General features: G+C 57.6%; 25 protein-coding genes. 11 read left to right on the top strand and 14 right to left on the bottom strand.

The features are described 5' to 3' along the window. Positions 1-330: 330 nt before the first annotated feature. The 5 genes from nqrE to ABYV26_RS03910 form a co-directional block, all read right to left on the bottom strand. On the bottom strand, positions 331-939 hold the full coding sequence (gene nqrE, locus ABYV26_RS03930; protein ID WP_372678362.1) for an NADH:ubiquinone reductase (Na(+)-transporting) subunit E: 609 nt from the start codon (positions 937-939) through the stop codon (positions 331-333). A 5-nt stretch (positions 940-944) separates the two neighbouring features. Beyond that, a complete protein-coding gene (locus ABYV26_RS03925; protein WP_372678360.1) occupies positions 945-1,562 on the bottom strand; it encodes an NADH:ubiquinone reductase (Na(+)-transporting) subunit D in 618 nt (205 codons plus the stop codon). A 118-nt stretch (positions 1,563-1,680) separates the two neighbouring features. Then, positions 1,681-2,391: an FMN-binding protein gene (locus tag ABYV26_RS03920; RefSeq protein ID WP_372678358.1), complete on the bottom strand. Its 711-nt coding sequence runs from the start codon at positions 2,389-2,391 to the stop codon at positions 1,681-1,683. Continuing rightward, entirely contained in the window at positions 2,384-3,580 is a 1,197-nt protein-coding gene (locus ABYV26_RS03915; protein WP_372678357.1) for an NADH:ubiquinone reductase (Na(+)-transporting) subunit B, read from the bottom strand. Before ABYV26_RS03915 ends, ABYV26_RS03920 begins: the two co-directional genes overlap by 8 nt. Positions 3,581-3,627: 47 nt before the next feature. Further along, positions 3,628-4,971, bottom strand: coding sequence for a 4Fe-4S dicluster domain-containing protein (locus tag ABYV26_RS03910; RefSeq protein ID WP_372678355.1), 1,344 nt, complete (start codon positions 4,969-4,971; stop codon positions 3,628-3,630). 423 nt (positions 4,972-5,394) lie between these two features. On the opposite strand from ABYV26_RS03910, the gene ABYV26_RS03905 reads away from it, so the two are divergent. The 6 genes from ABYV26_RS03905 (at position 5,395) to ABYV26_RS03880 (ending at position 11,280) form a co-directional block, all read left to right on the top strand. Continuing rightward, positions 5,395-5,814 (top strand): transcriptional repressor, encoded by a 420-nt coding sequence (locus ABYV26_RS03905; RefSeq protein WP_372678352.1) that lies wholly within the window; start codon positions 5,395-5,397, stop codon positions 5,812-5,814. 304 nt (positions 5,815-6,118) lie between these two features. Then, the gene (locus tag ABYV26_RS03900; protein ID WP_372678350.1) at positions 6,119-7,297 is read left to right on the top strand and encodes a citrate/2-methylcitrate synthase; all 1,179 of its coding nucleotides are present in this window, start codon (positions 6,119-6,121) and stop codon (positions 7,295-7,297) included. Between the two features lie 47 nt (positions 7,298-7,344). Next, complete coding sequence (locus tag ABYV26_RS03895; RefSeq protein WP_372678348.1) at positions 7,345-8,031, top strand: rubredoxin-like domain-containing protein; 687 nt, start codon at positions 7,345-7,347, stop codon at positions 8,029-8,031. Between the two features lie 88 nt (positions 8,032-8,119). Further along, positions 8,120-9,727: an FAD-dependent oxidoreductase gene (locus tag ABYV26_RS03890; RefSeq protein ID WP_372678346.1), complete on the top strand. Its 1,608-nt coding sequence runs from the start codon at positions 8,120-8,122 to the stop codon at positions 9,725-9,727. Continuing rightward, positions 9,727-10,272: an acyl-CoA thioesterase gene (locus ABYV26_RS03885; protein WP_372678344.1), complete on the top strand. Its 546-nt coding sequence runs from the start codon at positions 9,727-9,729 to the stop codon at positions 10,270-10,272. The genes ABYV26_RS03890 and ABYV26_RS03885 overlap by 1 nt, the downstream gene beginning before the upstream one ends. 36 nt (positions 10,273-10,308) lie before the next feature. Continuing rightward, positions 10,309-11,280 (top strand): phosphotransferase enzyme family protein, encoded by a 972-nt coding sequence (locus tag ABYV26_RS03880; protein ID WP_372678343.1) that lies wholly within the window; start codon positions 10,309-10,311, stop codon positions 11,278-11,280. Here the strand turns inward: ABYV26_RS03880 and ABYV26_RS03875 are convergent. The 3 genes from ABYV26_RS03875 to ABYV26_RS03865 all read right to left on the bottom strand — a co-directional run bounded on the left by ABYV26_RS03875 (position 11,258) and on the right by ABYV26_RS03865 (position 13,170). Further along, the gene (locus tag ABYV26_RS03875; protein ID WP_372678341.1) at positions 11,258-11,752 is read right to left on the bottom strand and encodes a universal stress protein; all 495 of its coding nucleotides are present in this window, start codon (positions 11,750-11,752) and stop codon (positions 11,258-11,260) included. The genes ABYV26_RS03880 and ABYV26_RS03875 overlap by 23 nt on opposite strands. A 47-nt stretch (positions 11,753-11,799) precedes the next feature. Then, positions 11,800-12,612: a ZIP family metal transporter gene (locus ABYV26_RS03870; protein WP_372678339.1), complete on the bottom strand. Its 813-nt coding sequence runs from the start codon at positions 12,610-12,612 to the stop codon at positions 11,800-11,802. A gap of 96 nt (positions 12,613-12,708) precedes the next feature. Continuing rightward, positions 12,709-13,170, bottom strand: a complete 462-nt coding sequence (locus ABYV26_RS03865) for a ferritin family protein (RefSeq protein ID WP_372678337.1) — start codon at positions 13,168-13,170, stop codon at positions 12,709-12,711. A 272-nt stretch (positions 13,171-13,442) separates the two neighbouring features. Between ABYV26_RS03865 and ABYV26_RS03860 the strand changes: the two genes are divergently transcribed. After that, on the top strand, positions 13,443-13,646 hold the full coding sequence (locus tag ABYV26_RS03860) for a DUF2892 domain-containing protein (protein WP_372678335.1): 204 nt from the start codon (positions 13,443-13,445) through the stop codon (positions 13,644-13,646). Between the two features lie 309 nt (positions 13,647-13,955). Here ABYV26_RS03860 and ABYV26_RS03855 read toward each other — a convergent pair whose 3' ends face one another. Beyond that, a complete protein-coding gene (locus tag ABYV26_RS03855) occupies positions 13,956-14,315 on the bottom strand; it encodes a DVU0772 family protein (protein WP_372678334.1) in 360 nt (119 codons plus the stop codon). A gap of 515 nt (positions 14,316-14,830) precedes the next feature. Here ABYV26_RS03855 and ABYV26_RS03850 point away from each other — a divergent pair. Genes ABYV26_RS03850 through ABYV26_RS03840 form a run of 3 tightly spaced genes read left to right on the top strand, consistent with a single transcriptional unit; the run spans position 14,831 to position 17,417 of the window. Next, positions 14,831-15,652 (top strand): amino acid ABC transporter permease, encoded by an 822-nt coding sequence (locus ABYV26_RS03850; RefSeq protein WP_372678332.1) that lies wholly within the window; start codon positions 14,831-14,833, stop codon positions 15,650-15,652. A 53-nt stretch (positions 15,653-15,705) separates the two neighbouring features. After that, positions 15,706-16,530, top strand: coding sequence for a transporter substrate-binding domain-containing protein (locus ABYV26_RS03845; RefSeq protein ID WP_372678330.1), 825 nt, complete (start codon positions 15,706-15,708; stop codon positions 16,528-16,530). Next, the gene (locus ABYV26_RS03840) at positions 16,527-17,417 is read left to right on the top strand and encodes an amino acid ABC transporter permease (protein ID WP_372678329.1); all 891 of its coding nucleotides are present in this window, start codon (positions 16,527-16,529) and stop codon (positions 17,415-17,417) included. The genes ABYV26_RS03845 and ABYV26_RS03840 overlap by 4 nt, the downstream gene beginning before the upstream one ends. Positions 17,418-17,550: 133 nt before the next feature. Here ABYV26_RS03840 and ABYV26_RS03835 read toward each other — a convergent pair whose 3' ends face one another. The 5 genes from ABYV26_RS03835 to ABYV26_RS03815 all read right to left on the bottom strand — a co-directional run bounded on the left by ABYV26_RS03835 (position 17,551) and on the right by ABYV26_RS03815 (position 23,842). Next, entirely contained in the window at positions 17,551-18,723 is a 1,173-nt protein-coding gene (locus ABYV26_RS03835; protein ID WP_372678327.1) for an ABC transporter substrate-binding protein, read from the bottom strand. A gap of 233 nt (positions 18,724-18,956) precedes the next feature. Further along, positions 18,957-21,062 (bottom strand): ATP-binding cassette domain-containing protein, encoded by a 2,106-nt coding sequence (locus ABYV26_RS03830; RefSeq protein ID WP_372678325.1) that lies wholly within the window; start codon positions 21,060-21,062, stop codon positions 18,957-18,959. A 1-nt stretch (position 21,063) separates the two neighbouring features. After that, positions 21,064-21,828: an ABC transporter ATP-binding protein gene (locus ABYV26_RS03825; RefSeq protein WP_372678324.1), complete on the bottom strand. Its 765-nt coding sequence runs from the start codon at positions 21,826-21,828 to the stop codon at positions 21,064-21,066. After that, positions 21,821-22,813, bottom strand: coding sequence for a branched-chain amino acid ABC transporter permease (locus tag ABYV26_RS03820; protein ID WP_372678322.1), 993 nt, complete (start codon positions 22,811-22,813; stop codon positions 21,821-21,823). The genes ABYV26_RS03825 and ABYV26_RS03820 overlap by 8 nt, the downstream gene beginning before the upstream one ends. A 168-nt stretch (positions 22,814-22,981) precedes the next feature. Next, on the bottom strand, positions 22,982-23,842 hold the full coding sequence (locus ABYV26_RS03815; RefSeq protein WP_372678320.1) for a branched-chain amino acid ABC transporter permease: 861 nt from the start codon (positions 23,840-23,842) through the stop codon (positions 22,982-22,984). Positions 23,843-24,119: 277 nt separating this feature from the next. Between ABYV26_RS03815 and ABYV26_RS03810 the strand changes: the two genes are divergently transcribed. Next, positions 24,120-25,350, top strand: a 1,231-nt coding sequence (locus ABYV26_RS03810; RefSeq protein ID WP_372678318.1) for an indolepyruvate oxidoreductase, incomplete at its 3' end; no start/stop codon positions are given.

Here is a 25,350-nt window from a genome sequence, read left to right as displayed (position 1 = left end):
GAATCAGGATCACCGAGACAAAAACAGCGGTTGCTGTAAGATATATCAACAGATTCTCCTCTTTATGACGACTGCCTAACACGGACAAACCAGATCAATTAATTCCAACTAATCAGTTTTAAACAACAAAAAACAAATCTCAAATAAATTCCAACTTACAATATCCAAATCTCAAAAAAGAGCCAAAACCAACTATGGGCGGTTAGTTGTTTTTCTCCAATATTGATGATTGGCATGTATTTGTCTTCATGATCATAACGGTTTGGAATTTTGAATTTTAGTTATTGTGATTTGTTTGTCATTTAGTTTTTGGCTATTGTGATTTGTTTTTTATAGGGTGATCCCCGAGAACAGCATAAACCCCATGGCCATCAGCCCGGTCATGATCATGGTGATGCCGAACCCTTCCAGGCCTTCGGGTACGTTGGCGTAGCGCATCTTGATCCGGATGGCGGCCATGGAGACGATGGCCATGAGCCAGCCTACACCCGAACCGAAACCGAAGACCACCGTTTCGATGAAGGTGTAATCGCGCTCCACCATAAACAGGGACGCGCCCAAAATAGCGCAATTGACCGCGATCAGCGGCAGGAAGACCCCCAGCGCCATATACAACGTCGGCGAATAGCGGTCGATCACCATCTCCACCATCTGCACGATGGCAGCAATTACAGCGATGAAGGTGATGAATTTTAAAAAACTCAGGTCGATGGACGTCAGGCCGGCCCAGTGCAAGGCCCCGGGTGAAAGCAGGTACTTGAAGACCAGCCAGTTCACCGGCGCGGTGATGGAGAGCACGAACACCACGGCAAAACCCAAACCGATGGCCGTGTCCATGTTCTTGGATACCGCCACAAAAGAGCACATCCCCAGAAAATAAGAGAGCAGGATGTTGCCCACGAACACCGAATTGAGAAACAAACCGATCAGGTTTTCCATCTGCATCATTCCTTCATGAGGCTTTTTTGCAGCCACACCAGCAACCCGATAATGATAAACGCCGCCGGCGCCAACTGCATGAATCCCATGTTCATGTATCCGTGGTCGTAAAAGGCCTGGGGGACCACTGAAAATCCGAAGAGCTTGCCGGCGCCGAGCAGCTCCCGGATAAAGGCCACGGTCACCAGTACCACGCCATAGCCGGCGCCGTTGCCCAGCCCGTCCATAAATGACTGGAGCGGCGGGTTGCCCAGGGCATACGTTTCCGCCCGCCCCATGACGATGCAGTTGGTGATAATCAGGCCGACAAACACGGAAAGCTGTTTGCTGATATCGTAAAAAAAAGCCCGCAGCACCTCGTCGGCGAGGATCACCAGCGAGGCAATCACGGACAGCTCCACGATCATGCGCACGTTCCTGGGAATCACGTTGCGCATGGCCGAAATGGTCAGGCTGGAAAACGCCGTGACAAAGGTCATGGCCAGGGCCATCACGATGGCGGTATTGAGCTGCACCGTAACGGCCAGGGCCGAGCAGATTCCCAGGCTCTGGATGAAGACCGGGTTGTTCTTGGCCACCGGTTCGGAAAAGGCCCGGAATGTGGTTGTTTGGGTTAGTTTCATGGCAATGGATTCACCTGTTGGCGGTTATGGGTCTCACCCTAATTGATTAGAGCTGTTGAGCGAAAAGGACGAAAAACCATTTTGTCATACAAGCTTACCGGCTGACCAGCTACTCTCCTCAGCCGCCAGCCGGCAGGGAGACCGAGCCGGACCGGAACTGTTCGGACAGGGGTTCGTAGTCCAGCAGGACCTCCTCGAGACCACCGGTGAGGAACTTGCCGGTGAGCGTGGCACCGGAAATCCCGTCCACATAATTGGCCTGCCGATCCGCAGCGATGGTGTCGGCCACCTTGCCCTTGGCGATACCCACGGCAGCAAATGCTCCGGTTTCGTCTACGATTCGCTTGCCGACGAAATTATCCTGGAACCATGGCTTTTCGATCTCGCCGCCCAGTCCGGGGGTCTCGTTGTGGCTGTAAACGGAAAATCCAGCCACGGTCTTGCCGTCTCTTTGGATGGCCATGTAGCCGCGGATCCTGCCCCACAGACCGCGGGAGTCCACCGGTAAGATGTAGGCGGCCGGCTGGTTGTCCTTGACGTAGAAGCAGACCGGCAGCTCCTCTGCGCCTGAATCGCCAGGGACAATCCGGCCGGCGCCATCCATTGCATCACAGCGGATGCTGGCCTGATACAACTGCTCGATCTGGGCAACGGTGGCTTGCTGATCGGAATCGAAAAGTCCCACGGACTTTAAAATGTTTTTCTGCCGGTCAACGGCCACATTGCGCAATTTCCGTTCCTTGAGGCCGGTGGCGGCGCCGGTAAGCAGCAAGCTGCACACCAGGGCAATCGTAACGGTGAAGAAAATCGATTTTATTTGATCAGACATTGGGCACCCTTTTTCTCAGCCGCGCCTTGATCACGAAATGGTCCATCAGTGGGGCAAAAAGATTCATGAACAAGATGGCCAGCATCACCCCTTCCGGGTAGGCCGGGTTGAACACCCGGATCATCACGGTCAAGGCACCGATGGCGAAACCGTATATCCACCGAGAGAGGTTCATGCCCGGCCCGGATACCGGATCGGTTGCCATGTAAACGATGCCGAAGGCAAAACTGCCCATGACCAGGTGCCAGACCGGATGCACGGAAAACATGGTGGCTGTCTGGCCACCGGACGAGAGGTAGATCAAATAGCCGGGATAGGCTACTGCCAGCACACCGAGAACGCCGCCGAGCATATTCCGGTAATTGCCTACCCCCGTCAGCACCAGGAAAATGGCACCGAGCAGGCACATCAGGGCCGACGTCTCGCAGACGCTGCCGGGGATGTTGCCGATAAAGAGTCGCTGGAAGGTGTAGCCGGCATCACCCAGAATCCGGGAAGCCGACTCGCCGGCAGACGCCAGAGGCAGCAGGGCCAGCGGAGTGGCCGCCGTTACGGCGTCCACGGCCTGCCGGCCGCTTTGCTCGACCAGGGTCCAGACCCGGTCGCCGGACATGTTTGCCGGGTAAGCGAAAAAGATGAACGCCCGGGCCGTCAAGGCCGGGTTGAGAATGTTCCTGCCCGTACCGCCGAAAATTTCCTTGCCGATCACTACGCCAAAGGAGATGCCCACGGCCACCTGCCACAGGGGTGTGGTCGGCGGCAGGGTCATGGGAAACAGCAGGCCGGTCACCAGAAAGCCCTCGCTGATATTGTGCTTGCGAATCGAAGCGAACAGCACCTCCCAAAACAGCCCCACGCCATAGGAGACCATCAGCATGGGCAGCACCACCCCGGCACCTTGTATCATTACGGGGACGAAGTCCAAACTCAACCCCGACGCCAGGTGGCTTTGGTAGCCGGTATTGTATATGCCGAAGAAGAAGGGCGGCATGAGCGCAAGGATCACGAAGGTCATGTAGCGCTTCAGGTCCAGGCTGTCGCGCACATGGGTGTCAGAACGCGTGGTCAGCGCAGGGGTGAAGGCTACCGTTTCGATGGCATCGAACAGGGGGTGCAGTTTCTCTAAGCGTCCACCGGATTCGAAGTGAGGCCGGGTGGTGTCGAATAAACGTTTTAGCGCTTTCATCATTTTTCATTCTCTGGCGGTGGGTCATCCCCGCCGATGCCTTCCGCAGTTCAAGAAATTTCCTTGTAGTATTGAGCCTTGGCAGCTTGAAGCACTTCGCGCAATTGAATCTTGGAAGGACAGGCATAGGTACACAACCCGCACTCGGCACAGTCGAGCAGACCATGGGCGAGAGCCTCTTCCATCTCGTCGGCTACCAGGCACTTCATGGTGAACTGGGGCAGGATGTCCACCGGGCAGATCCGGGCACAGGTGCCGCAGTTGACGCAGGCCCGCACCTCCCCGTGCTGCCCGCAATCCATGGGAAAGGGCTTGCGACGGAAGGCGGACAGAAAGGCCGTGGAGTAGCTGGGCTTGTTGGCGCCCGGACGAATAAAACCGAAGGGTTCTACCCGGTCGCCGTCATCGATAAGATTCAGCGCATTCTGATAAAATCCCATGAAGCCGTCGGGGCTGCTGGCAAACCCGGTGAACACGCCCCCCACGATGGTTCGGGCTGTCGGCTCGCCCGCCAGGCCGCCATTGCACAACAGCCGCAACGGCACGCCGGCCCGGGTCGCTATATGTTGGGCGGCGGGGGCGAGACTGCCGCCCACCGTCATCACGCGTTGCACGGGATAGCGACCGGTGCGTAAAAAGTCGCCCATCAGAACCACATCCTGACCATCGATGAACCAGGCCCGGTTCTGCTCCGGTCCGGTGCGGATGCGGTAAAGCTGGACACTGGGATTGCCAGCCGGATAGCACCCGGCATATCGCTGAATCACAGCCTTATCGGGCAGAACCGACAAAATCGACTCGTCGCCGGTAAGGTTGACCACCACCCGGTCGCAAAGCTTGCCCAGCACCTTCAAACCTAAACCAAAGCGGTCTTCCTTGTCTTTGAGATATACCACGGGGTCAGGCCCAAAGGGCTCGTCGTTGCCCAGACGCACGATAATGGACGGTGGTACGATGTCGGGGTCAGCCAAATCCATAAAGGGCAGTGTTTTGAAAAAAGGCCACATCCCGCCGGCGAGCAGGGTGTCCACCAATGCCTGCCGCGGGGTTGCATCCAGTTGCCCGGCCGTCGGCACATCAAAAGCCTCACATGGTTCGTCCTTGTCCACCGCAACGACAATCTGTCGGATGGTCCGCCGCGGACCGAACACGATGCGCCTCACCCGGCCCCCGCCGGGAGAAAGGAAACGAATGCGCGTATCGCGTTTGTCCTCGAAAAGCGGAGTACCGATGGACACCGAATCTCCTTCCTCAACCAGCAGCCGGGGTTTGATAAAAGGGATCTGTTCGGGAACCATGCCCACTTGGGGGGGCGTATCCAGCCGGTGAAGGTGCCTTTCGGGGGCTCCGGCAATCCTGATCGAAAATCCCTTTTTCAGGTGTATGGTATTCATCGAGTAACCTTGGTAGTGGCACCCAGGGTGCAAGTTTAATAAAAATAAACCGGATAAAACGTCCGGTCAAATCGGTAATCGAGGTGACATCGTTCCAGAAGGAGGAGCCGGATCGCGGTGTTATGCAACAGGGTCCGCCGCCCGCAGCCATTAGTTCGCCTATGCCAGACAGCAAAATTCATACCACAGTGACACATTGCCTTGCGCAGACGCGCATTTTGATGGTCGGCTTTGCCTATTAATTTTTTGGATATCCACTTTGACACGTATTAGATGGAACCGCAAGCTGTGAATCCTTTCCGGCCCTGAATGAGAAGGAGCGGCAGTTAGCGGTGATCGCGCTTGAACGGCAGACGGGTACCCTTGACATATGCTCGATTTCATCTTAGGAAAAGGGCAGACCTTTTTCCGGAGATCATGGGCGTGGAAATCGATAAAAAAACAAGGATGACCCGACAGCGGCGAGTCATTTTGGAAGAGATCCGCAGGACCAACAACCACCCGGCCGCCGATGAAATTTACGAGCGGGTCCGGAAGCGACTGCCCAGGATCAGTTTGGGCACTGTTTATCGGAACCTCGATGTGCTTTGCGAATTGGGAGAGATCCAACGCCTGGAGCTCTCCGGCGCCATGAAACGGTTCGACGGCATTCCCAAAAAACACTACCATATCCGCTGCGTATGCTGTGGTCGCGTTGATGATGCGCCCATCGCACCGCTCAACGAACTGGAAGATGATCTCTACGGGACTACCGTATTTGAGATCATTGGCCACAACCTGGAATTCACCGGGTTGTGTCCCCATTGCTCCAGGCAACAAAACCAGCAGCAAGCGGCCAGCTAGGCCGGATCCGATACGCGTAATATCCTATTCATTCCAAATGGTTGTACTATGATACAAACCTGTGTCACACAAAGCATGAGACAATACGGGTACATGGTTCCGATGCCGACCCGCAACTCAATTGCCCTCAACACCCGCCGGCCGCATCGGAAAAGGAACCGCTTGCGGGTGATGTCCACCCGCAGCTACCGGCATTGCCGCCTGGCATACAATTTGAATCTATTGAGTCTTTGATAGGTGGGATATTCCTCCCGACATGCCGTAACGATTGACCTTTCACCCCAGACCAAAAAAGAGGTGGCCCATGGAAGCGTGTAAACCAGTTCTAAACACAGGATTAAGGGGCGTAACCATCGCCAGTACGAAAATCAGCGATGTCAAAGGTTCCGAAGGCAAACTAGTCTACCGGGGGTACCGGGTCAAGGACCTGGCTGGTAAAATTTCATTCGAAGAAGTGGTCTACCTGCTGCTGTTCGAACGGCTGCCTGACAAGAAAGCATTGGCGGACTTCAAGCAGCAGATCGCCGAACAGCGGGCGGTGCCCGAGGAAATTCTCACTGCCATGAAGGCCATGCCCAAAGACTCGCTGCCCATGGATGTGCTCCAGGCCACCGTCCCCATGATGGCGAACGTTGACCCGGACATCCGCAAAACGGACATCGACAGCACCACCCGTATGGCCGTTCGCCTGATTGCCAGGTTCGCCACCGTCGTGGCGGCCTGGGACCGGATTCGCAACGGCAAGGCCCCTGTCGCCCCTGACCCCAGCCTCGGCCAGGCAGCCAACTTCCTGTACATGCTCAACGGTGAGGTGCCCGACGACGAACTGGCCGGCTTTATGGACACCGGCCTGGTGCTCCATGCCGAACACTCCTTCAATGCCTCCACCTTTGCCGCTCGGGAAGTGGCCTCGACCAAAGCCCATATTTACGCGGCGGTGGCCGCCGCCGTCGGCTCTCTCTCAGGCCCTCTTCACGGCGGCGCCAACACGCGGGTGATGCAGATGCTGCTGGAGATCGGCGAGGTGGACAAGGTCGACGATTACGTCACCAAGATCCTCGACACCGGCGGTGTAATCATGGGACTGGGCCATGCCGTCTATCAGGTGGACGACCCCCGGGCGCGCATTCTCGAACCGATGTGCCTAACCCTTGGGAAACGGTCGGGAGACACCCGCTGGTACGATCTGTCCAAAGCCCTGGAGGTCAAGGGCAAGGCCGCCTTTAAAAAGAAAAAAGGCAGGGATATTTTCGTCAACGTCGATTTCTACAGCGCCTCCCTTTACTACTATATGGGCATCGCCGTGGATCTGTTTTCTCCCATCTTCGCCATCTCCCGCATCGCCGGATGGTCGGCGCATGTGATCGAGGAGCAGTTCGGCGGGGCCGCGGCAAAACCAACCTTGTACCGGCCGGAGTCCGACTATGTCGGCGACTACTGCGGACCCGACGAATGCGCGTTCGTCCCCATGGATGAGCGATAACTTCCCCCAGATTTACCCAACCCTTAGCACGAGGCTCGACACAAAAGATGAAAAAATGGAAATGCTTGGTCTGCGGCTACATTCACACCGGCGATGAACCCCCGGAGAAATGCCCGGTCTGCGGGGCCCCAAAAAGCCAGTTCATTGAAGTCACCGAACCTTCGGCCCCAGCGCCGAAGCCGGCTCCGTCCGCCGCTCCCGAAACCCAACCGGCGCCGGATTCATCGAAAATATCCCCATCGGCGGCAGCGGCCAAAACGGCAGAACCCGAGCCGGTTTCGCCATTTCAGGATTCACCCCACCGCCAGCTGTTCGAAATGATGACCAAATACCACGGGCATCCCATTTCGGTCCATATTCCCAATGGTCTACTGCCCGTTACCATCCTTTTTTTAATCCTTTCGGCCCTGTTCAGCATCAAAGGGATGACCACCGCTGCCACCTACAACCTGGGCGCCGTCGCCCTGTCCATGCCGCTGGTCCTGTTTTTAGGATGGGTGGACTGGCAAAACCGCTTCAACGGTGCCATCACGGATATTTTCATCGTCAAGATCGCCTGCGGCATCATCGTCACGGTCACCGCCTGGTTTCTTTTCATCTGGCTGCTGGTCAACCCTGAGGTGGTCACCACCCCCCAACCCTCCCGGGTTGCCTTTTTCATGATCAACCTTATTATGCTGGGAGCGGCGAGCACGGCCGGATGGTATGGCGGCAAGCTGGTCTTCAGAGACTGATTCCACTTTGCAATAGATACCGCGCCGACCATGCAGCCGCCACCGGTAGTGATTGAATGTGAATTGGAATGATAAGGAGACGATTGCAATGAATCAGGCACACGATATTGACGAAGCGCAGATGCGTCAGGTCCAGATGGAGCTGACCCGAATTCTCAGCGGGCTTAAACATGAAATACCCGTCTTCCTGTTCACCCAGGTGGGCAAAAACGACGTCTTCAACGACGCCGCCCGGCAGGCGCTGCGTTTTTTCAGACAGTTGACCGACAAGATCGTTCTGCGGGAATTCGACCTAACCCATGAAAAGGCCAGACAAATGGGCATCGACCACTCGCCCACGCTGGTTTTCGATCCGGATCGCTATAACGTCCGCTGGCTGGGCGCGCCATTGGGTGAGGAGGGCCGCATCTTCCTGGAAGTCCTGCTGCGCATCGGCACCGGCAAAAGCGACCTCAACGAGGCGGCCATGGCCGTCCTGAAAAAGATCGATCAGCCCCGTCAGGTGAAAGTCTTCGTCAGCGCATCCTGCCCCTACTGCCCCCAGCAGGCGTTGAATGCCCTCAAGGCTGCCGTGGCGAGGCCGGAGGTGGTTTCCCTGGAAATCATCGACATCCAGGCCAACGCCGACCTGGCCGACCAGTACGGCGCCCACTCGGTGCCCCAGACCTTTGCCAACGATGTACTCACCGCCATGGGCGCCCAGACCGAAGAGCTGTTTATGACCTCTCTGGACAAGATGGCCCAGCAGACCATCTTCATCCCCGAAAGCGACGCGGAGGAGGTGGAATGCCAGTTGGTGATCATCGGCGGCGGCCCGGCCGGCCTGACTGCCGGCATCTATGCGGCCCGCAGCGGCCTCAAATCCGTAGTCGTCGAAAAAGGTGTCCTGGGCGGACAGGTAGCCCTGACCCCGGTGGTGGAAAACTATCCCGGCATGAAGGAGGTGGGCGGCAAGACCCTGGTGGACATCATGGTCACCCACGCATTGGAATACGTGCAGATCTTTCCCGGTGAAGAGGTGGTGGACATCATCCCCGGCGAACCGCACATTGTCCAGACCTCGCGCAGGAAGTTCAAAACCCAGGCTGTACTCTTTTCCACCGGCGCATCCCATCGGCACCTGGGCGTTCCGGGAGAGCAACGTTTTTCCGGCCGTGGGGTCAGCTACTGCGCCACCTGTGACGGGCCACTGTTCAAGGGCAAACGGGTCTTCTTGGTCGGCGGCGGCAACAGCGCGGCCACCGAGGCCCTGTACCTCAAAAACGTAGGGGTGGACGTAACACTGGTCCACCGGCGAGATCGCCTCAAGGCTCAGGATGTTCTGGTCAAGCAGTTGATCGACAACCAGATCCCAATCCTGTTCAACACCGAGGTCACGGAGATCCGAGGCGAGAATCGGGTTTCGGAAGTGATCTTGCTCAACAACGCTACCGGACAGACGGGCGCCCAAGCTGCCGACGGGGTATTCATGGCCATCGGCTACGATCCGGCCGTGGATCTGGCCAAAAAGGTAGGCCTGGAACTAACCCAAGACGGTTTCATCAAACAAGACCGCTTCCGTACGAATATCCCGGGCATCTACGCTGCCGGAGACGTGACTGGGGGCTTCAAACAAATCGTCACCGCCGCGGGCTATGGTTCCGAGGCGGCCTTGGCCGTGTTCGAAGATATCATCGATCCCTACTGGAAAAAATAATGACCGGGTATTCGAAGACCGGGGCTCCGCTCCCGCCCAAAACGGCGGGATACAGCCGGGTGACCATGTGCCACATGATGCTGCCCCAGGACACCAACCCGGCAGGCATCGTCCACGGCGGCGTCGTCATGAAGCACATCGATGACGCCGCCGGGGTGGTGGCCCTGCGGCATACTCGCTGCAATGTGGTCACCGCTTCGATCGACCGCCTGGACTTTCACAACCCAGCCTTCATCGGCAACCTGCTCAGCCTCAAGGCCAGCATGAACCTGGTGGGCAGCTCGTCCATGGAAATCGGCGTAAGGGTGGAGACCGAAGACCTGAAAACCGGCGAAATCCGGCATACGGCATCGGCCTACCTGACCTTTGTGGCCCTGGACGACCGGTTCCGTCCCCGTCCGGTTCCCCCGCTGATCCTGGAAACCGATGAAGATCGGCGGCGCAACCGCCAGGCCCAGGCCCGGCGCCGGGTTCGCCTGGCTGAAAAAAGCCGTGAAACCTCCTGCCGGACAGACCCGAAAGCCTGTGAGACACTCCCTGACTAATCCTCGACACCAGCCGGTCCAACAGATCTAACCGTCGTGCAAACTCAGTTCAGCCAAACAGACCTGCTATCGGCCATCTCCCGAAAATGGGACATCGCCTTCGCCCGCCTGCGTGCGGATCTCTCCCTTGCCGGCAGCCCGGAACGCACCGCATGGCGCAGCGTGGTAGAAACCGGCGACGGTCGGCTGTTTGTATTGGAGCGGATCCCCTCGAAGGTATACGGCGCCAAACGTCGGATAGCCGAAATTCTTCAGCAGCTGTCCGACCGGGGCATGAAGCAGGTTGCCGCTTACCTACCGGATGCCGGCGGCGAATTCGTCCATCTGATCAACCACGGTCTGTGGCAATTGAGCCCTTACGTGGGTGGCGTCGTTCTGGACCGGCCCGCCTACGCCATGGACGGCTGGCGGGGTGATGCGGCAGCCGATTTTCTCATCCGGTTGATCACCGTCGGCAGGCAATCCCCACTAGGTCAGGATCCATCGTCGTTTTCCATCCCCGCCTACACCCTGAACCTGTTTACCACGCTGTCCGGCCGGGCCCCGGCAATTGCCGAACGCTATCGGCCGTTTATGGCGCACCTGGAAAGCCACCTGTTTCCAATCGTCGATCAGCTTCCCATGGAATTTTGCCACGGAGACGTGCATCCCATCAACATCATATGGGGACATCAATCCATTCGTGCAGTCATCGACTGGGAGTTTTGCGGCATGAAACCCGAAATTTACGATCTGGCGAACCTGCTGGGATGCCTGGGAATGGAAGATCCGCAGAGCCTGGGCGGTCCTTTTGTGGAGCGCCTGGTCAGCCGGCTGAGACGATCGAACATCTTTTCCGACGAAAGCTGGGACACCCTGCCGGACCTGATGCTGGCCATCCGCTTTGCCTGGCTCAGCGAATGGATGCGCAAAAATGACCGGCCGATGATCCGTCTGGAAGCCGACTATATGGCCCTTCTGTTGGAACACCGGCAGGATCTGAAAGCTATGTTTTTTCAGGCAGTCTGACCACCATCACCGGGATGGTGCTTCTTCTCACGACCCGACGGGCCGTTCCGCCCATGAGCGCTTCCTTGAACATGCCGAACCCCCGGGTGCCCATGATGATGAGGTCCGCATCATTTAAATCGGCCTGATGTAGGATCTCGTCGGCGGCGATGCCCTCCTTGACGATAATCTTGTCCACCTGAAAGGTACAGGCATCGATCTCGTTGCTGATTTCATCGCAGAAGTTACTCAGTCGGCCCTTAATGGTCGATATGAAGTCGGCCTGCTTTTCCTCCTGAAGCTTTTTCCATTTCTCCTCGCCCACATATCCATGAATCTGCAGAAAGGTTTCCGCGGTAAGTTTTTCGATGACATGCAAAATGGTGATGCGCGCCCCGTACTGCTGCCCCAGGCTGGCGGCATAATTGTAGGCGTAGCGTGCATTTTCAGACAGGTCGGTGGCATAGAGAATATTTTTGATTTGAGGCAGCATAGTTTCTCCCGAAAGACGTTGAAGTTTTTAATAAGCGTCCCTGCAGTTTAACCCAGAGCCACATCCAGAATCATCATGGTGGTAAAGCCCAGCACGGTGCCGATACTGGCGATGTCTCCATTGTTGCCCCGCTGGGATTCGGGAATCACCTCTTCGATCACAACGAAAATCATGGCCCCGGCGGCAAAGGAGAGGGCATAGGGAAGGATCGGGTAGAAGAACATGACCGCCGCCGCCCCCAACACGCCGGCCACCGGTTCCACCATACCGGATAACTGGCCATACCAAAGGGCTTTGCCCCGGGACATGCCCTCGCGTCTCAGTGGAAGCGACACCGCCATGCCCTCGGGGAAATTCTGCAGGCCGATGCCGACGGCCAGGGCCACGGCAGCCCCCACGGTGGCCGATCCCACGCCAGACGCCGCAGCACCGAACGCAACGCCGACCGCCAGCCCCTCCGGGATGTTGTGCAGTGTGATAGCCGTCACCAGCAGCGTCGATCGCTGCCAGGAAGTCTTGGGTCCTTCGGCTTCGCTGATGGGATACCCCAGATGTAAGTGGGGCAGCAGCATATCCACCAGACGCATGAACAGGGCGCCGCCTAAAAAGCCGACGGCTGCCGGCAGCCATGGAATCATACCGGCTTCCTCCGCCATTTCGATGGCCGGAGCCAATAGGGACCAATAGCTGGCGGCAATCATCACACCACCGGCAAACCCTAAGGAGGTGTCCATCAGCAGCGGGCTGACCCGTTTGGTGAAGACGACGATGGCGGCGCCTAAAGACGTTACTCCCCAGGTAAACAAGGTGGCCAGCAGGGCCTGGGTCATAGGGTTGAACTGGGAAACATATTCAATCATCACACCCCTCCGAAACGCGGGCCGTCCGTCCGAAAGCCGCCCATATCAGAATGGCCGAAGGCACACAGAGGCATTCTACGATAAGGCGCCTTGCCATCAATCTCCCAACTGGGCCATGTGGTCGTCGTATAGGGTTTCAAACGTCTGTTTATGCTTGGCCTCTTCCTGGGCCAGCATTTTGAAGAGTTTGATGCAGTCCGCATCGTCGGTTTTAGTGGCCAGGGCGTTGTATAGTCGCAGGGCCTTTTCCTCACGCTTCATGGCCAGCCGGAGAATTTCGGCAAAGTCCATTCCGGGTTCGTACTTCATGTCCACGATGTAATCGCTGCGTTTGATGTCCGGAATCCACACGTAATCGTACTCCACCACGGAGCGATTGCCCTTCTTGAATTCCTCTAACAGAACCTGGTGTTTTCTCTCCTCTTCGACAAACTCGGCAAGGGTCTGTTTGGATGCTGGAAAGGTTTCCCTGTCGACCAGTTTCTGGTAAAAACTGACCGCCTGTATTTCCCTTTCAATGGCAAAATCGAGGATCTCTTCGAAGGAATTGAAATTCATGTTACCCCCTTGATTCAGAAAATGATAAGCGATGGAACGGAATGAAATAAACGGTTATTAACTTTTGCTTGCGGAAAAACCGGTTCGCTATTAAATCTATGGATGCGCACGAACATACTAAAAAAGCAACTAACATGCCATTGGTTTTTTTGGTAACGGATCCCATTGGCTCCGGTGTCCAGTGGTCTTTAAATAAATTGTAACAATTCAGTGCCAACGGCACTCTATAGCCCAAAAAGACCAATCATCAAACCCGCTTCAGGAGGTATAAAATGAACATTGACCGAATGATTCTCGCTTTTGCCGGATCGATGATCCTGATTTCCCTGCTTCTGTCTCAGGTTCACAGCATCCATTGGCTCTGGTTCACCGCTTTTGTCGGCGCCAACCTGCTGCAGTCCAGCTTCACAGGATTCTGTCCGCTGGCGAAAATTCTCAAACCGCTGGGGCTCAAACCGGGCAGCGCCTTTGATTGAAATCCAAAGCGGGCTAAAAAAACATCGTCCGCCCAATCAAGGCGCCTATACCCATGTACGCTGTTTTCCGGGCCAGTGCACCGAATCTTCAGATGCAACCATGCAAAAAGACCGGTGCTCTTAAAAAAAACACCGGTCTCAAAAACCGACACCGTTGGCCACAGGCCAAGCAGACTGATCAGAAACGCTTGCGCTTGGCTAACCAGAACTAAATTCAGCTCAATGTGATCGTTCGATTCCCTCAGAAATCCCGCTTACGGTAAAGGTTGCGCTACCCTTTCTAATTCCTGACGTCTTCAACACCCCTTTTTAATGCACATCGAGCTTTTGCTTGAGCCAGGACTTGACCTCGCCCTCAATCGCCCATACGCCTTTGTGCCGGCCCAAGGAGTGCAGGTAGCGTTTTTTCAAGTCATTGGGCATCCTGATTTCAGCCAGTTCCACCGCTTCGTCACTGTTCCGGCGGATAAAATAGATCACCGGCTCCTCTTTCCACGTATTAACCACAAAATAGTGAGACACATCATCTTTCGAACGAATCACGTAATTTCCACGAGTCCAGTTGTTACCCCATTCCAGGTAAAGGCGAACGGCCTCTTCGGGGGTCATTTCCCAGTCGATGGAGTTAACCAGATCCGTGTTGCGTTTGATCTCTTCAAGGTTCATCATATCGGCACTCCTGAATGTTTCAATGCGCCGGCACCCGGCCGGTCGGATTAACGGTTGTGAATCTGAATCTGTTCGACTAATATTAAGCCAGAAGCATGCCAATACCGCCCGCAGGCCAAACTGATCGCTAAAATCAAAAAAATTGTTTAGTTTGAAATAGTTACGGCTCAGCCACCGCTTTGCTGGGATTGCATTCATCACACGCTTTCGTCAGCGTTGTCGACCTCAGTGTTCGCAATTTGAAGAACGATACATTTGTGTACCAATAAAATAGTAATACATGAAACAGATTCTTCAAGATGAGGGAATTTGTTACTTTCTTGGCATTCAATCATAACTCCTCACCTGCAAAAACTTGCTTTTTGTGCAAAATGGCACATGTTAATGGGCGAATTATACGAAGCCAATTTACAAGAGTGGGTATATCGTGGTGAGAAGAGACAAAAGCCAGCAGGCGGTCATGGTTCGCCTCGGTTGCCAACATCCATTCGACGAATACGGTTTGTCCTTTATCTATGAACACTTGTGATTATCTCAGGCCAGGCGAAAGCGTCCGTCCTGACTGGAAGAAATTCGCCTTCGACTGGTTCCGGGTAATTGCCACCGCCGGCCTATTCGTCTGGCTCGTCTATGCAGGCGGTTCGGAATTGGGGTACAATTGGCAGTGGTATCGGGTCCCCCGGTATCTGTATACCTTCTCGGAAGGCCGTTTTATCGCCGGCCCCCTGCTCAAGGGGTTGGTGGTGACGCTTCAGGTTTCTGCCATCTCTTTGGTTCTCTCCAGTCTGCTTGGGCTGATTACGGCGGTCTGCCGATTGTCCGGGGCCTTTGCCGCCCGCGCCATAGCCAGGGCCTATCTGGAGTTGATCCGCAACACCCCGCTGTTGGTGCAGCTTTTTTTCATCTACTTCGTATTTTCGCCTATGGTGGATCTCAGCCGCTTTGCATCGGCTGTCCTGGCGTTGAGCCTGTTCGAAGGTGCCTATGCGTCGGAGATCATCCGAGCGGGCATCCTGGCTGTTCCCCAGGAACAATGGGAGGCGGCCAAAAGCATTGGGCTCGGCCGGTATCGCACCTACCGGCACATCGTTTTGCCCCAAGCCCTTCGGCACATGACCCCGCCACTGGTCAGCCAGGCCGTCTCTTTAATCAAAGACTCGGCATTGGTCAGTACCATCGCCATCTACGATCTGACCATGAAGGGCCAGGAGATTATCGCTGAGACCTATCTGGTGTTTGAACTTTGGTTTACCATCGCAGTCATTTACCTGATATTGACCCTCTCCTTGTCATTGGCCACCCAGGCCATGAAAAAACGGCTGGCGCTGACAGGCTGAGAAGGTTTGTTGTGGTGCTGAAAATCAATTTAATCGAGGAAAGGAGTGTGTGTATGAGAATCGTGACACGTGTGACCCGGTTGCTTTTCCTGGCCGTTCTGGTTTTCACTCTGGTCGGCATCCCTGGCGCCATGGCCGCCGACAGTTCGGACAGTGTCGTGGAACAGGTGATCCAACGCGGGGTGCTGCGGGTGGGCATGTCCACCTTTGTGCCCTGGGCCATGAAAGACAAAACCGGCAAGCTCATCGGTTTTGAAATCGACGTGGCCACCCGTCTGGCCGAGGACATGGGTGTCAAGGTCGAATTCATTCCCACCAAGTGGTCCGGAATCATCCCGGCGCTGCTCACCGGCAAGTTCGACGTCATTATCGGCGGCATGGGCATTCTGCCCAGTCGCAATCTGAAGGTCAACTTCACCGACCCCTATGATTTTACAGGCATGTCCATTGTGGCCAGCAAGAAGATGGCCGCCGGCATGACGGGCATCGAGGCATTCAACAAACCCGATATCATCATTGCAGCCCGCCTGGGCTCCACGGCAGTCACAGCCACCAAAAAATACCTGCCCAATGCCGAAATCCGCATGTTCGACGACGAAGCCCAGGCTTACCAGGAAGTGATCAACGGACGCGTGCATGCCGTAGTCGGTTCGGCGCCCACGCCCGCCTTTCAGGCTATCAAGTACCCGGACAGGCTTTTTCTGCCCATCGAGGGCACATTTACGCGCGAGCCGATTGGCTTTGCCGTGCGCAAGGGGGATGTAGACACCCTGAACTACTTCAACAACTGGATCGGGTACGTGGCTGCCGAGGGCTGGCTGAAAGCGCGCAAAACCTATTGGTTTGAGACCAAAGACTGGGAACCACAGATCCAGTGAGCGGAAAAAAGATTAGAATCACCACAACGGACCTGATCCTGCTGACCGGGGTCGGGGCCGCAGTGGTGTGGCTGCTTTACCAGGCCACCGTGCAGGCCCAGTACAGCTGGAACTGGCAGGCCATGCCCCAATACCTGCTGCGCCTGGATGCACAAAGCGGCCGCTGGGTACCCGGCCTGATCCTCCAGGGAGTACTGGTCACCCTGCGCCTGAGCATCTGGGCCACGATATTGGCTCTGATTATCGGCACCGTCATGGGGCTGTTCAGGACCAGCTGCAGCCGCTACCGCCGCATGATCGGGACCGGCTACGTGGAGCTGATCCGCAACATCCCGGTGCTGGTGTGGATATTTATTTTCTATTATTTCATCGGCGACCGCCTCCTGCCCGCCATCGGCATCAACCGGGCGACATTCATGGACGGTGGTCCGCTGTCCGGGGTCATGCGACTGCTCATGGCCGAGCCCTCCCGGATGCCGATTTTCATCTCCGGTGCCGTGGCTTTGGCGGTTTACGAAGGGGCCTACATCACCGAGATCATCAGGGCCGGCATCCAGTCCATCGACAAGGGCCAATGGGAGGCCTCATCCGGACTCGGCTTCACCCGCACCCAGCAGCTGCGCTACATCATCTTCCCCCAGGCCCTTCGCAGAATTATGCCGCCCCTGGCCGGCCAGTTCATCTCCACCATCAAGGATTCAGCCATCGTCTCGGTGATCTCGATCCAGGAGCTGACCTTTCAGGGCATGGAACTCATGGCCGCCACTTTTCTCACCTTCGAGGTATGGATCACGATCCTGGCCATCTACTTCGTGATCTGCCTGGCCTGCTCCCTGCTGGTGGAACGGTTTGAACTGCACTTGAAAAAAGAGACCCGGCCCGCCTGACAGCTCACCAACGCCCGGCTCAATTTTGCGGCCCAACGTGAAACGGAAGTGGACACCATCGACTGGACACTCCTGCGGGGTGGGTTAGCGGCCAGCCTATAGATGGGGCGAGAAAACCACTGCCGGACAGGCGCTAATCAGCCAAAACGAACTTGCCGTCCTTGACCTGCACGACAACCATGGAATCCACGTCCAGTCCGTTGTGGTCTTCCGGGGTAAGGTTGTAGACACCGGAAACGCCCACATAGCTCGTGGTCCGCTCGATGGCCGCACGCAGGTCGTCGGCCTGGGTGCCGGCCTGCTTCATGGCGTTGGCCACGATCATGATGGCATCCCAGGCATATCCGGAATGCGTGTTGATGGGAAACTGCTTGTCGTAGCCGTAGCCTTCCGAATAGAGCCGGACGAACTCCTCGATAACCGGCTTCTGGGGATCGCTGTCGGGCAGCGCATCCACAACCATCAATTTCGTAGCCGGCATACGGTCACCCTCGGCAGCGTTTCCGGCCAGTTCGATGTACTTGGGATCGGGCAGGCCGTGACATTGAAACAAGGGCAGTTCGATGCCTATCTGTTTTTTGTTCTTGGAGACGATCGATCCCGCCGGGCCGATGGTCCAGACCACCAGCGCCATGGGGCCGGCATTTTTGGCATTGGTCAACTGGGCGGTCATGTCGGTGTCCTTGGGGCCGAAGGCTTCCTGGGCAACCACCTCGATGCCGAACTCGGGCGCCAGCGTGGTCAGCCAGCGCACGCCGTCTTTGCCGAACCCGTCCGATGCAGTCAGCAGGGCGATTTTGACCAGGCCCTTGTCTTTGAGGTACATATAGAGGCGCTTGACGGCCACCGACGAGCGCTGGGGCGATTTAAATACCCAGTCGAAGGGGCCCAGTTTCTCTCCCCCCATGATCACCGGGTCGCCGCCCACGGTCATGAACGTCGGCACCTGCCCGCCGTGAATGATTTTTTTGACCGCCATGCCGGTGCCGGTGCGCGTGGGGCCGATGATGGCGGCCACCTTGTCCTTATAGATAAACTTCTTGGCGATGTTGACGGCCTTGGCTGGATCACCTTCCGTGTCGCCGATGATCAATTCGATGGGCCTGCCGTTGACGCCACCCTCCTTGTTGATTTTATCCACCACCATGTCGGCGACCAGCCGGGTGGGCGTGCCGATGAAGGCCGCCGGACCGGAGAGGTCAAAAAAGGCACCGATCTTGATGGGTTCTTCGGCTGCAGCGCTCCCCCCGGCCAGGATCAGCATCAAGGCGACGGCCGCCGCCGTCAGTCGACTCATTCGCTTCATCTTCTCCTCCTTGTTTTCCGTTGCAATGCGGTTGTTGTGGGAAAAAATCGTTTCCGAATCCTTCAAACACGGCTGCGGTACGGGCAAACAGATGTTTGTTCAGAACCAGCGAATTACGGTTCAGGTCAAGGCCGCAGCACTTTTCAAACCGCAGGCGTAGCAGCGCTACGTCGAGGATTTGAAAAGGGTGAGAACGCCGACATGGACCGAAAGACGCCGGTTATGAATAAACATCAGACGATTTCGTCCGTAATTCGTGTATCAAACACCCGCTGGCTTTTGCGCTCGGTACGGGGCAGCTGGCAATAGTCCGCCAGCTCGACGTCGACCGACACCATCAGCTGCCTTTTCATCTGGTAGATCGTTTCGTGAACCAGCTCCGCCGTCCTGCCTGCATCCACGGCCTGCCCCCTTTCGATGACCAGCTTCATGTAATCCTTGCCGGTATCACCGTCGCGGGTCAGAAAGATCTGGTATTCGGAGCCCAGCCCGGGAATCGCCGAGAGGATCGTATCGATGGTGGACGGGTAGATGTTGACCCCCCTGAATTTGATGGTGTCGTCGCTGCGGCCCTTGATACGCGAGTGGCGGGGCATGACCGACCTGCAGGTACAGCTGCCGGGAATGATGCGGGTGATGTCCCGGGTGCGGTAGCGGATCAACGGGGCCGCTTCCTTGCTCAATGTGGTAACCACCATTTCGCCCCACTCGCCGTCGGGCAGGGGCATTAAGGTTTCCGGATCGATGATTTCCAGGATGTAGTAGTCGCCCCAGTAATGAATGCAGTCATGATCGGCGCATTCGATGCCGGTGCCGGGGCCGTAGAGTTCGGTGAGGCCGGTGATGTCGAAGAGCTCCGCCCCGCCGAAAAGCTCGGAGATTTTACGGCGCATGGACCGTGAGCTGCGTTCGGAACCGTAGATGATCTTGCGGATATGTATCCGATCGGCGATGCCGCGGCGATGAATCTCCTCGGCCATCAGCAGGGCCATGGAGGCGGTGCTGCAAAACACCGTCGAACGAAGATCCTGCATGAACTGGAGGTGCATGTCGACGTTGCCGGGCCCCACCGGCACCGCCATGGCGCCGACCTTCTCGCAGCCCAGCTGAAAGCCCATGCCGGCCGTCCAGATGCCATAGCCCACGGCGATCTGGACGCGGTCCAGGGGGGTGACGCCGGCCATCTCGTAGCAGCGCGCAAAGAAGTGGGTCCAGTCGTCCAGGTCTTTTTGCGTGTAGCCGATGATTTTACGCTTGCCGGTGGTGCCCGAACTGGCGTGAATGCGCACGATCTGCTCAAAGGGAACCGCCCGCAGGGGAAACGGGTAGGACTCGCGCAGATCATCGGCGGTGGTAAAGGGCATCCGCCTGAGATCTTCCAGGCGCTGGATGGATGCAGGATCGACCCCGGCCGACTCCATGCGCTGCCGGTAGAAACTGGAGCCTTCAAAGGCATGGCGGACGGTCCACTGCAGTCCCTTGAGCTGGTGGGCGGCCAATGCCTGGCCATCGGGAATGTCGGGCATAAATGTGTGTCGAAGCATGTCGGGTTTCTCCAAACGAATATTGGTCAGGCCGGCTGCACCCAGCCGGCTGGCCGCTGGTTTCTCTTGGCTGGCGGCGCCCAGGAAGGCGGCGCGCAGCCGGGGATCGACGAGCAGGTCTTGACTGCTCCCCTGCTGGACGATACGGCCGCCGGCCATCAAATAGGCTTTGTGGGAGGCCGAGAGTGCGCGGGCGGCATTCTGCTCCACCAGCAGGATGGTCACGCCGGCGCGCGCCAGCTGGTGAATGATGGTAAATATCTCATCGGTGACCAAAGGCGCCAGCCCGAGACTGGGTTCGTCCAGCAGCAGCAGGCGCGGTTGGGCCATCAACGCGCGTCCCATGGCCAGCATCTGCTGCTCACCGCCGGACAGGGTCCCCGCCGCCTGGTCCCGGCGCTCGGCCAGGCGGCCGAAGCGAAGGTACACCGCCTGCATACGCCGGGCGACTTCCCTTCGTCCGGTCTTCAATGCGGCTGCACCCAGCTGCAGGTTTTCCGCAACAGTCAGATGCGGGAAGACTTCGCGTCCCTCGGGCGTCAGGGCCAGGCCCTGGCGAACCATCTGCGCCGGCGAAAAGCCGGTGACGGAACGACCCTCCAGGAATACGTCCCCTGCCGACGGTTTCATGAGCCCCATGATGCATTTCAGCAGGGTGGTTTTCCCGGCGCCGTTGGCCCCCACGAGAGCAACGGTCTGGCCCGGATCGATGGTCAGATCCACGCCGAAAAGCGCCTGGGCCGCCCCGTAGTGGGCAGTCAACTGCTCGATGGCCAGCAAATGGGTGTCGCTCATGTCAGGCCGTGGCCTCCATGCGGCCCAGGTAGGCCTCCAGAACCACCGGGTTGCGGCGGACCGCCTCGGGCTTGCCGCAGGCAATACAGCGTCCGCTGTCCAGGACCACCACCTGATCGGCCACGTCCATTACCAGCTCCATGTCGTGCTCTACCAGCAGCATGGTGTGACCGGCGTTGCGCTGGCGACGGATGTGGCGCGCAATCTGCGCCGTTTCTTCCGTGTTCAACCCGGCAACCGGCTCGTCCAGCAGCACCAGCCTGGGATCGCCGACGAAAGCGCGGGCCATCTCCGCCCGCTTTTTTTCGCCGTAGGACAGCGCCGATGCCGGCCAGTTCGCTTTCCCGGCCAGCCCGAAATCATCCAGGGCCTCCAGGGCGCGCAGACGAAGCTGCCGTTCCTGGTGGCGCAGGGCCGGCAAACGCAGCATGGAGACGGCGAAGGAGCGTTCGGCCGCAACGGTCAGGCCGGTCAACACGTTGTCCAGCACAGACAGCCTGGCAAACAGCTTCAGGTTCTGGAAGGTGCGGGCAACGCCCATGCCAGCAATTTCATGGGCCGGCATTGCTTCAATCGGGTGGTGGGCCAACCGGATGCTTCCACTCTGGGCCCGGTCCACACCGCTGATGCAGTTGATCAGGGTCGATTTACCGGCGCCGTTGGGTCCGATTAGCGCCGTGACCCGCCCCGGTTCCATGCCAAAAGAAACCTCAACCAAGGCCGGCAGGCCGCCGAACCATTTGCTAACCTTGTCAAGTTCAAGCATGATGGCGACTCAAGGCGATACGGGACCGCACCACGTCGACGATGCCCGTGACCAGCCCCTGAGGCAGAAAGAGCAGAATCAGCACCAGGATCAGGCCGTGAATGATATCTTTATATGATTCCAGGGCCTCGATCCACTCGGGCAGCAAGGTGATCAGGGCCGCACCGAACAAGGTACCCCAGATTGAGCCCATGCCGCCCACCACCACCATGATCACGAAATCCACGGAGACGAAAATGTTGAATGAATCGGGGCTCACAAAGGCATAACAGTGGGCAAACAGACTGCCGGCCACCGAAGCCAGCACAGCCGACAGGATGAACACCTTGATCTTGGACCGGCGGGTGTCCACCCCCAAGGCCGCCGCCGCAGTTTCATCTTCCGCAAGAGCAGCCAGGCCGCGTCCCACCCCGCTGCGAACCAGGTTGAGGCACAGCAGAAGGGAAATCATGGCAACCGTCCACACTAGGTAGTGAAAATAGATTTCGTTGTCGAACACCACGGAACCGATGCTGAGATAGGGGATGCCTGAGAAACCGCTGGGACCGCCGGTAACATGGTCCCACTGGACCAGGATGGTATAAACCACAATGTTGAAACCCAGGGTCGCCATGGCCAGGTAGTGCCCGCTCAGTTTGAGCGTGGGAAGCCCTACCGCCAGAGCCACCAGGGCTGCCGCCAGGGCGACCATGATCATGACGGGCCAAGCCGGTCCCCCCAGGGTGGTGGTGCCGATGGCCGATCCATAGGCGCCGATGGCAAAAAAAGCGGCGTGCCCCAGGCTGATCTGGCCCGCATAACCGATAAATAGGTTCAAACCCAGCACCACGATCGTATAAATGGCGATCAGGTTGGACAGGCCAAGGTTGTAGGGGTTGCTTTCCAGCAGCGGCCAGACCAGCAGCAGCGCGGACAGGGCCAGAACGGTCAGGCCGGTACGGTGCAGGTAAACAAAATAGAACAGATTGTCTTTGGCCGTCATCATGGTGGTTTATTGGCTCATGCAGCAAATGCGGCGCATCCCCAATGATAGAGGGAGACGGCCACAACTTCGGTTTTCCATCAACGAACAATGATTATTGATTATTGATCCTTCCCCTCGCCCCTCGGGCAGAAGGACAGGATGAGGGGGGTGAATTCTGGATGAACACAATCATTTCCCAAGAAGTCCTTTTGGTCGCACAAACAACACCAGCAGCAACACCACGAATGCCGACACGTCCTTGTAGGCGCTGCTCCAATATCCGGCCGACAGGGATTCCAGCAATCCCAACATCACCCCTCCCACCACGGCGCCGGGGAATGACCCGAATCCGCCCAAAATAGCTGCAGCGAAACCCTTGAGCCCCAGCAGAACGCCGACGTCATAGCTCAACGTTGTAATGGGGGTTACCAGCACGCCGGCCAGTCCGCCCAATCCGCCGGCCAGGGCAAAGCTGGCCGCCTTGACGCGCCCCACGGGAATACCCACCACAGAGGCGGCTGTCTGGTTGGAGGCCACGGCGCGCATGCACAAGCCCAGTCGGGTGCCGCGAAAAAAAAGAACAAGCAGGCCGATGACGAGGGCGGTAATGATCAGGATGGCCACGGCCTGCGGCAAGATGGCGGCGCCGGCGATGCGAAGCGGCTCCTCGCCCACCAGCGGAGGGACGGCCATGCGGTTTTTACCCCAGACCAGCTTCATGGTTCCACGCAGAATGATCGAGATACCGATGGTCAAAAAAATCAGCACCAGGTGGCTCTGGGAACGCGATGGCCGGATTCCCAGACGTTCGACCACCATCCCCACCAGGGTAACGGCCCCCACGGCACCCGGCAGGGCGACCGCCATGGGCAGTCCGCTCCAAAACAGGCCGGTGAACAGGAACATGCCGCCCAAAGAAACAAAATCCACCTGGGTAAAATTGACGATGCCGATGGTGTTGTGCACCACGCAAAACCCCAAGGCGATCAGGGCGTAAATGGCACCGCTCGTCACACCGGCAAACACAAATTGCAGCAGGTCCTGAAACACGGCCACTGTTCCTTCGCATAGAAACAATCTCGGATTTAAAGAGGCTCAGACTACGCCACCCGCGGGCCCAGGTCAAGTAAGGAAATGCGGCTCACTGCCGTTTGTCAGTCGCGGTCTCGTCAAAAACGGAATCGGCAGGTCACCCCGATAGGCATCCAATAGGCACGCGATCCGCCAACGACCCCATCAACCACCCTCGACAATTGGTCCGCAACCGTGTAATAGCAGCGACATCTTTTATTCTTGAGCTATCCATCGTCTTCGATGCGAGGAAGGTATGAAACAGGCTGGTACCAAATTACTCATGATGGGCAATGAAGCCATTGCCCGCGGTTTGATTGAAAACGGATGCAGCATGGCGACCGCCTATCCGGGCACCCCCGCTTCGGAGATTCTCGCCGCGGTGGCCGACACCGGCAGGCAACTGGACGCGAGGATGCACATCCAATGGGCGATTAACGAAAAGGTAGCCTTCGAAATCGCCTACGCCGGCTGCCAGGCCGGACTGCGCACGGCCGTCAGCATGAAACAGGTGGGGCTGAATGTAGCATCGGACCCGCTGATGAGTGCGGCCTATATGGGAACGGCTGGCGGCTTTGTGATCATCAGTGCCGACGACCCCGGACCGCACTCGTCCCAGACGGAACAGGACAGCCGAATGATGGCCATGATGGCCAAAATCCCCGTGCTGGATCCGGACTCACCCCGCCAGGCTAAAGAGATGGTCAGCTTGGCCTATCTCCTCTCCGAAACCTTTAACACCCCGGTGATGCTGCGGCCCACCACCCGAGTGTGCCACTCTCGTCAGGATGTGCGTCCCGGCACGATTCGCCCATTGAAAGTGAGACCAAAATTCGAAAAAGACCCCTCACGCTGGGCGGCGACACCCAAGTTCCGCTACCAGCTTCACCTGGAGTTGGAAGAAAAGCTGGCCCTGATCGCCGACCACAAAGACACCGAACCGGTTCGACACAATCCAGAGGCCGGCGGTCGGCGGGCCGTGGTCGCCTGCGGCGTGGCCGCCGCCTACACGGCAGAGGCTCTCAAAGCGCTTCAATTGTGGCCTGATTTGCCCTTTTATCAGGTGCGTCAACCGTTTCCGCTGCACACTGCCTTTATCCGCCTTTTGGGGGAAGCATATGACGAGGTGCTGGTCCTCGAGGAGACCACGGCAATCATCGAGATGCAGTTGGCCGACCGCAGCCGCATCAAAGGTAAATTGAACGGGGTGGTTCCGCGGGTGGGCGAACTCCTTCCAGAAACGATCACCGCGCTGCTGGCCTCATTCGCCGGGGTGAACACCCAAATCCCGTCGCTGGTCCAAGCCCCCGGTCGACGGCCGACCCTGTGCGCGGGATGCCCTCACCGGGCCAGCTTTTTTGCCATCAAGAAAGCGGCACCGCGGGGCATCTACACCAGCGACATCGGCTGCTACACCCTGGGGCTGAATCTCAAGGCGGTGGATACGGTGCTTTGCATGGGCGCGGCCATCAGCCAAGCCGCCGGAT

The sequence above is a fragment of the Desulfosarcina sp. genome (assembly GCF_041551955.1).
GTDB lineage: Bacteria > Desulfobacterota > Desulfobacteria > Desulfobacterales > Desulfosarcinaceae > Desulfosarcina.
The sequence above is the reverse complement of the archived record's forward strand: the minus strand, read 5'-3'. Positions and strand labels throughout refer to the sequence as shown.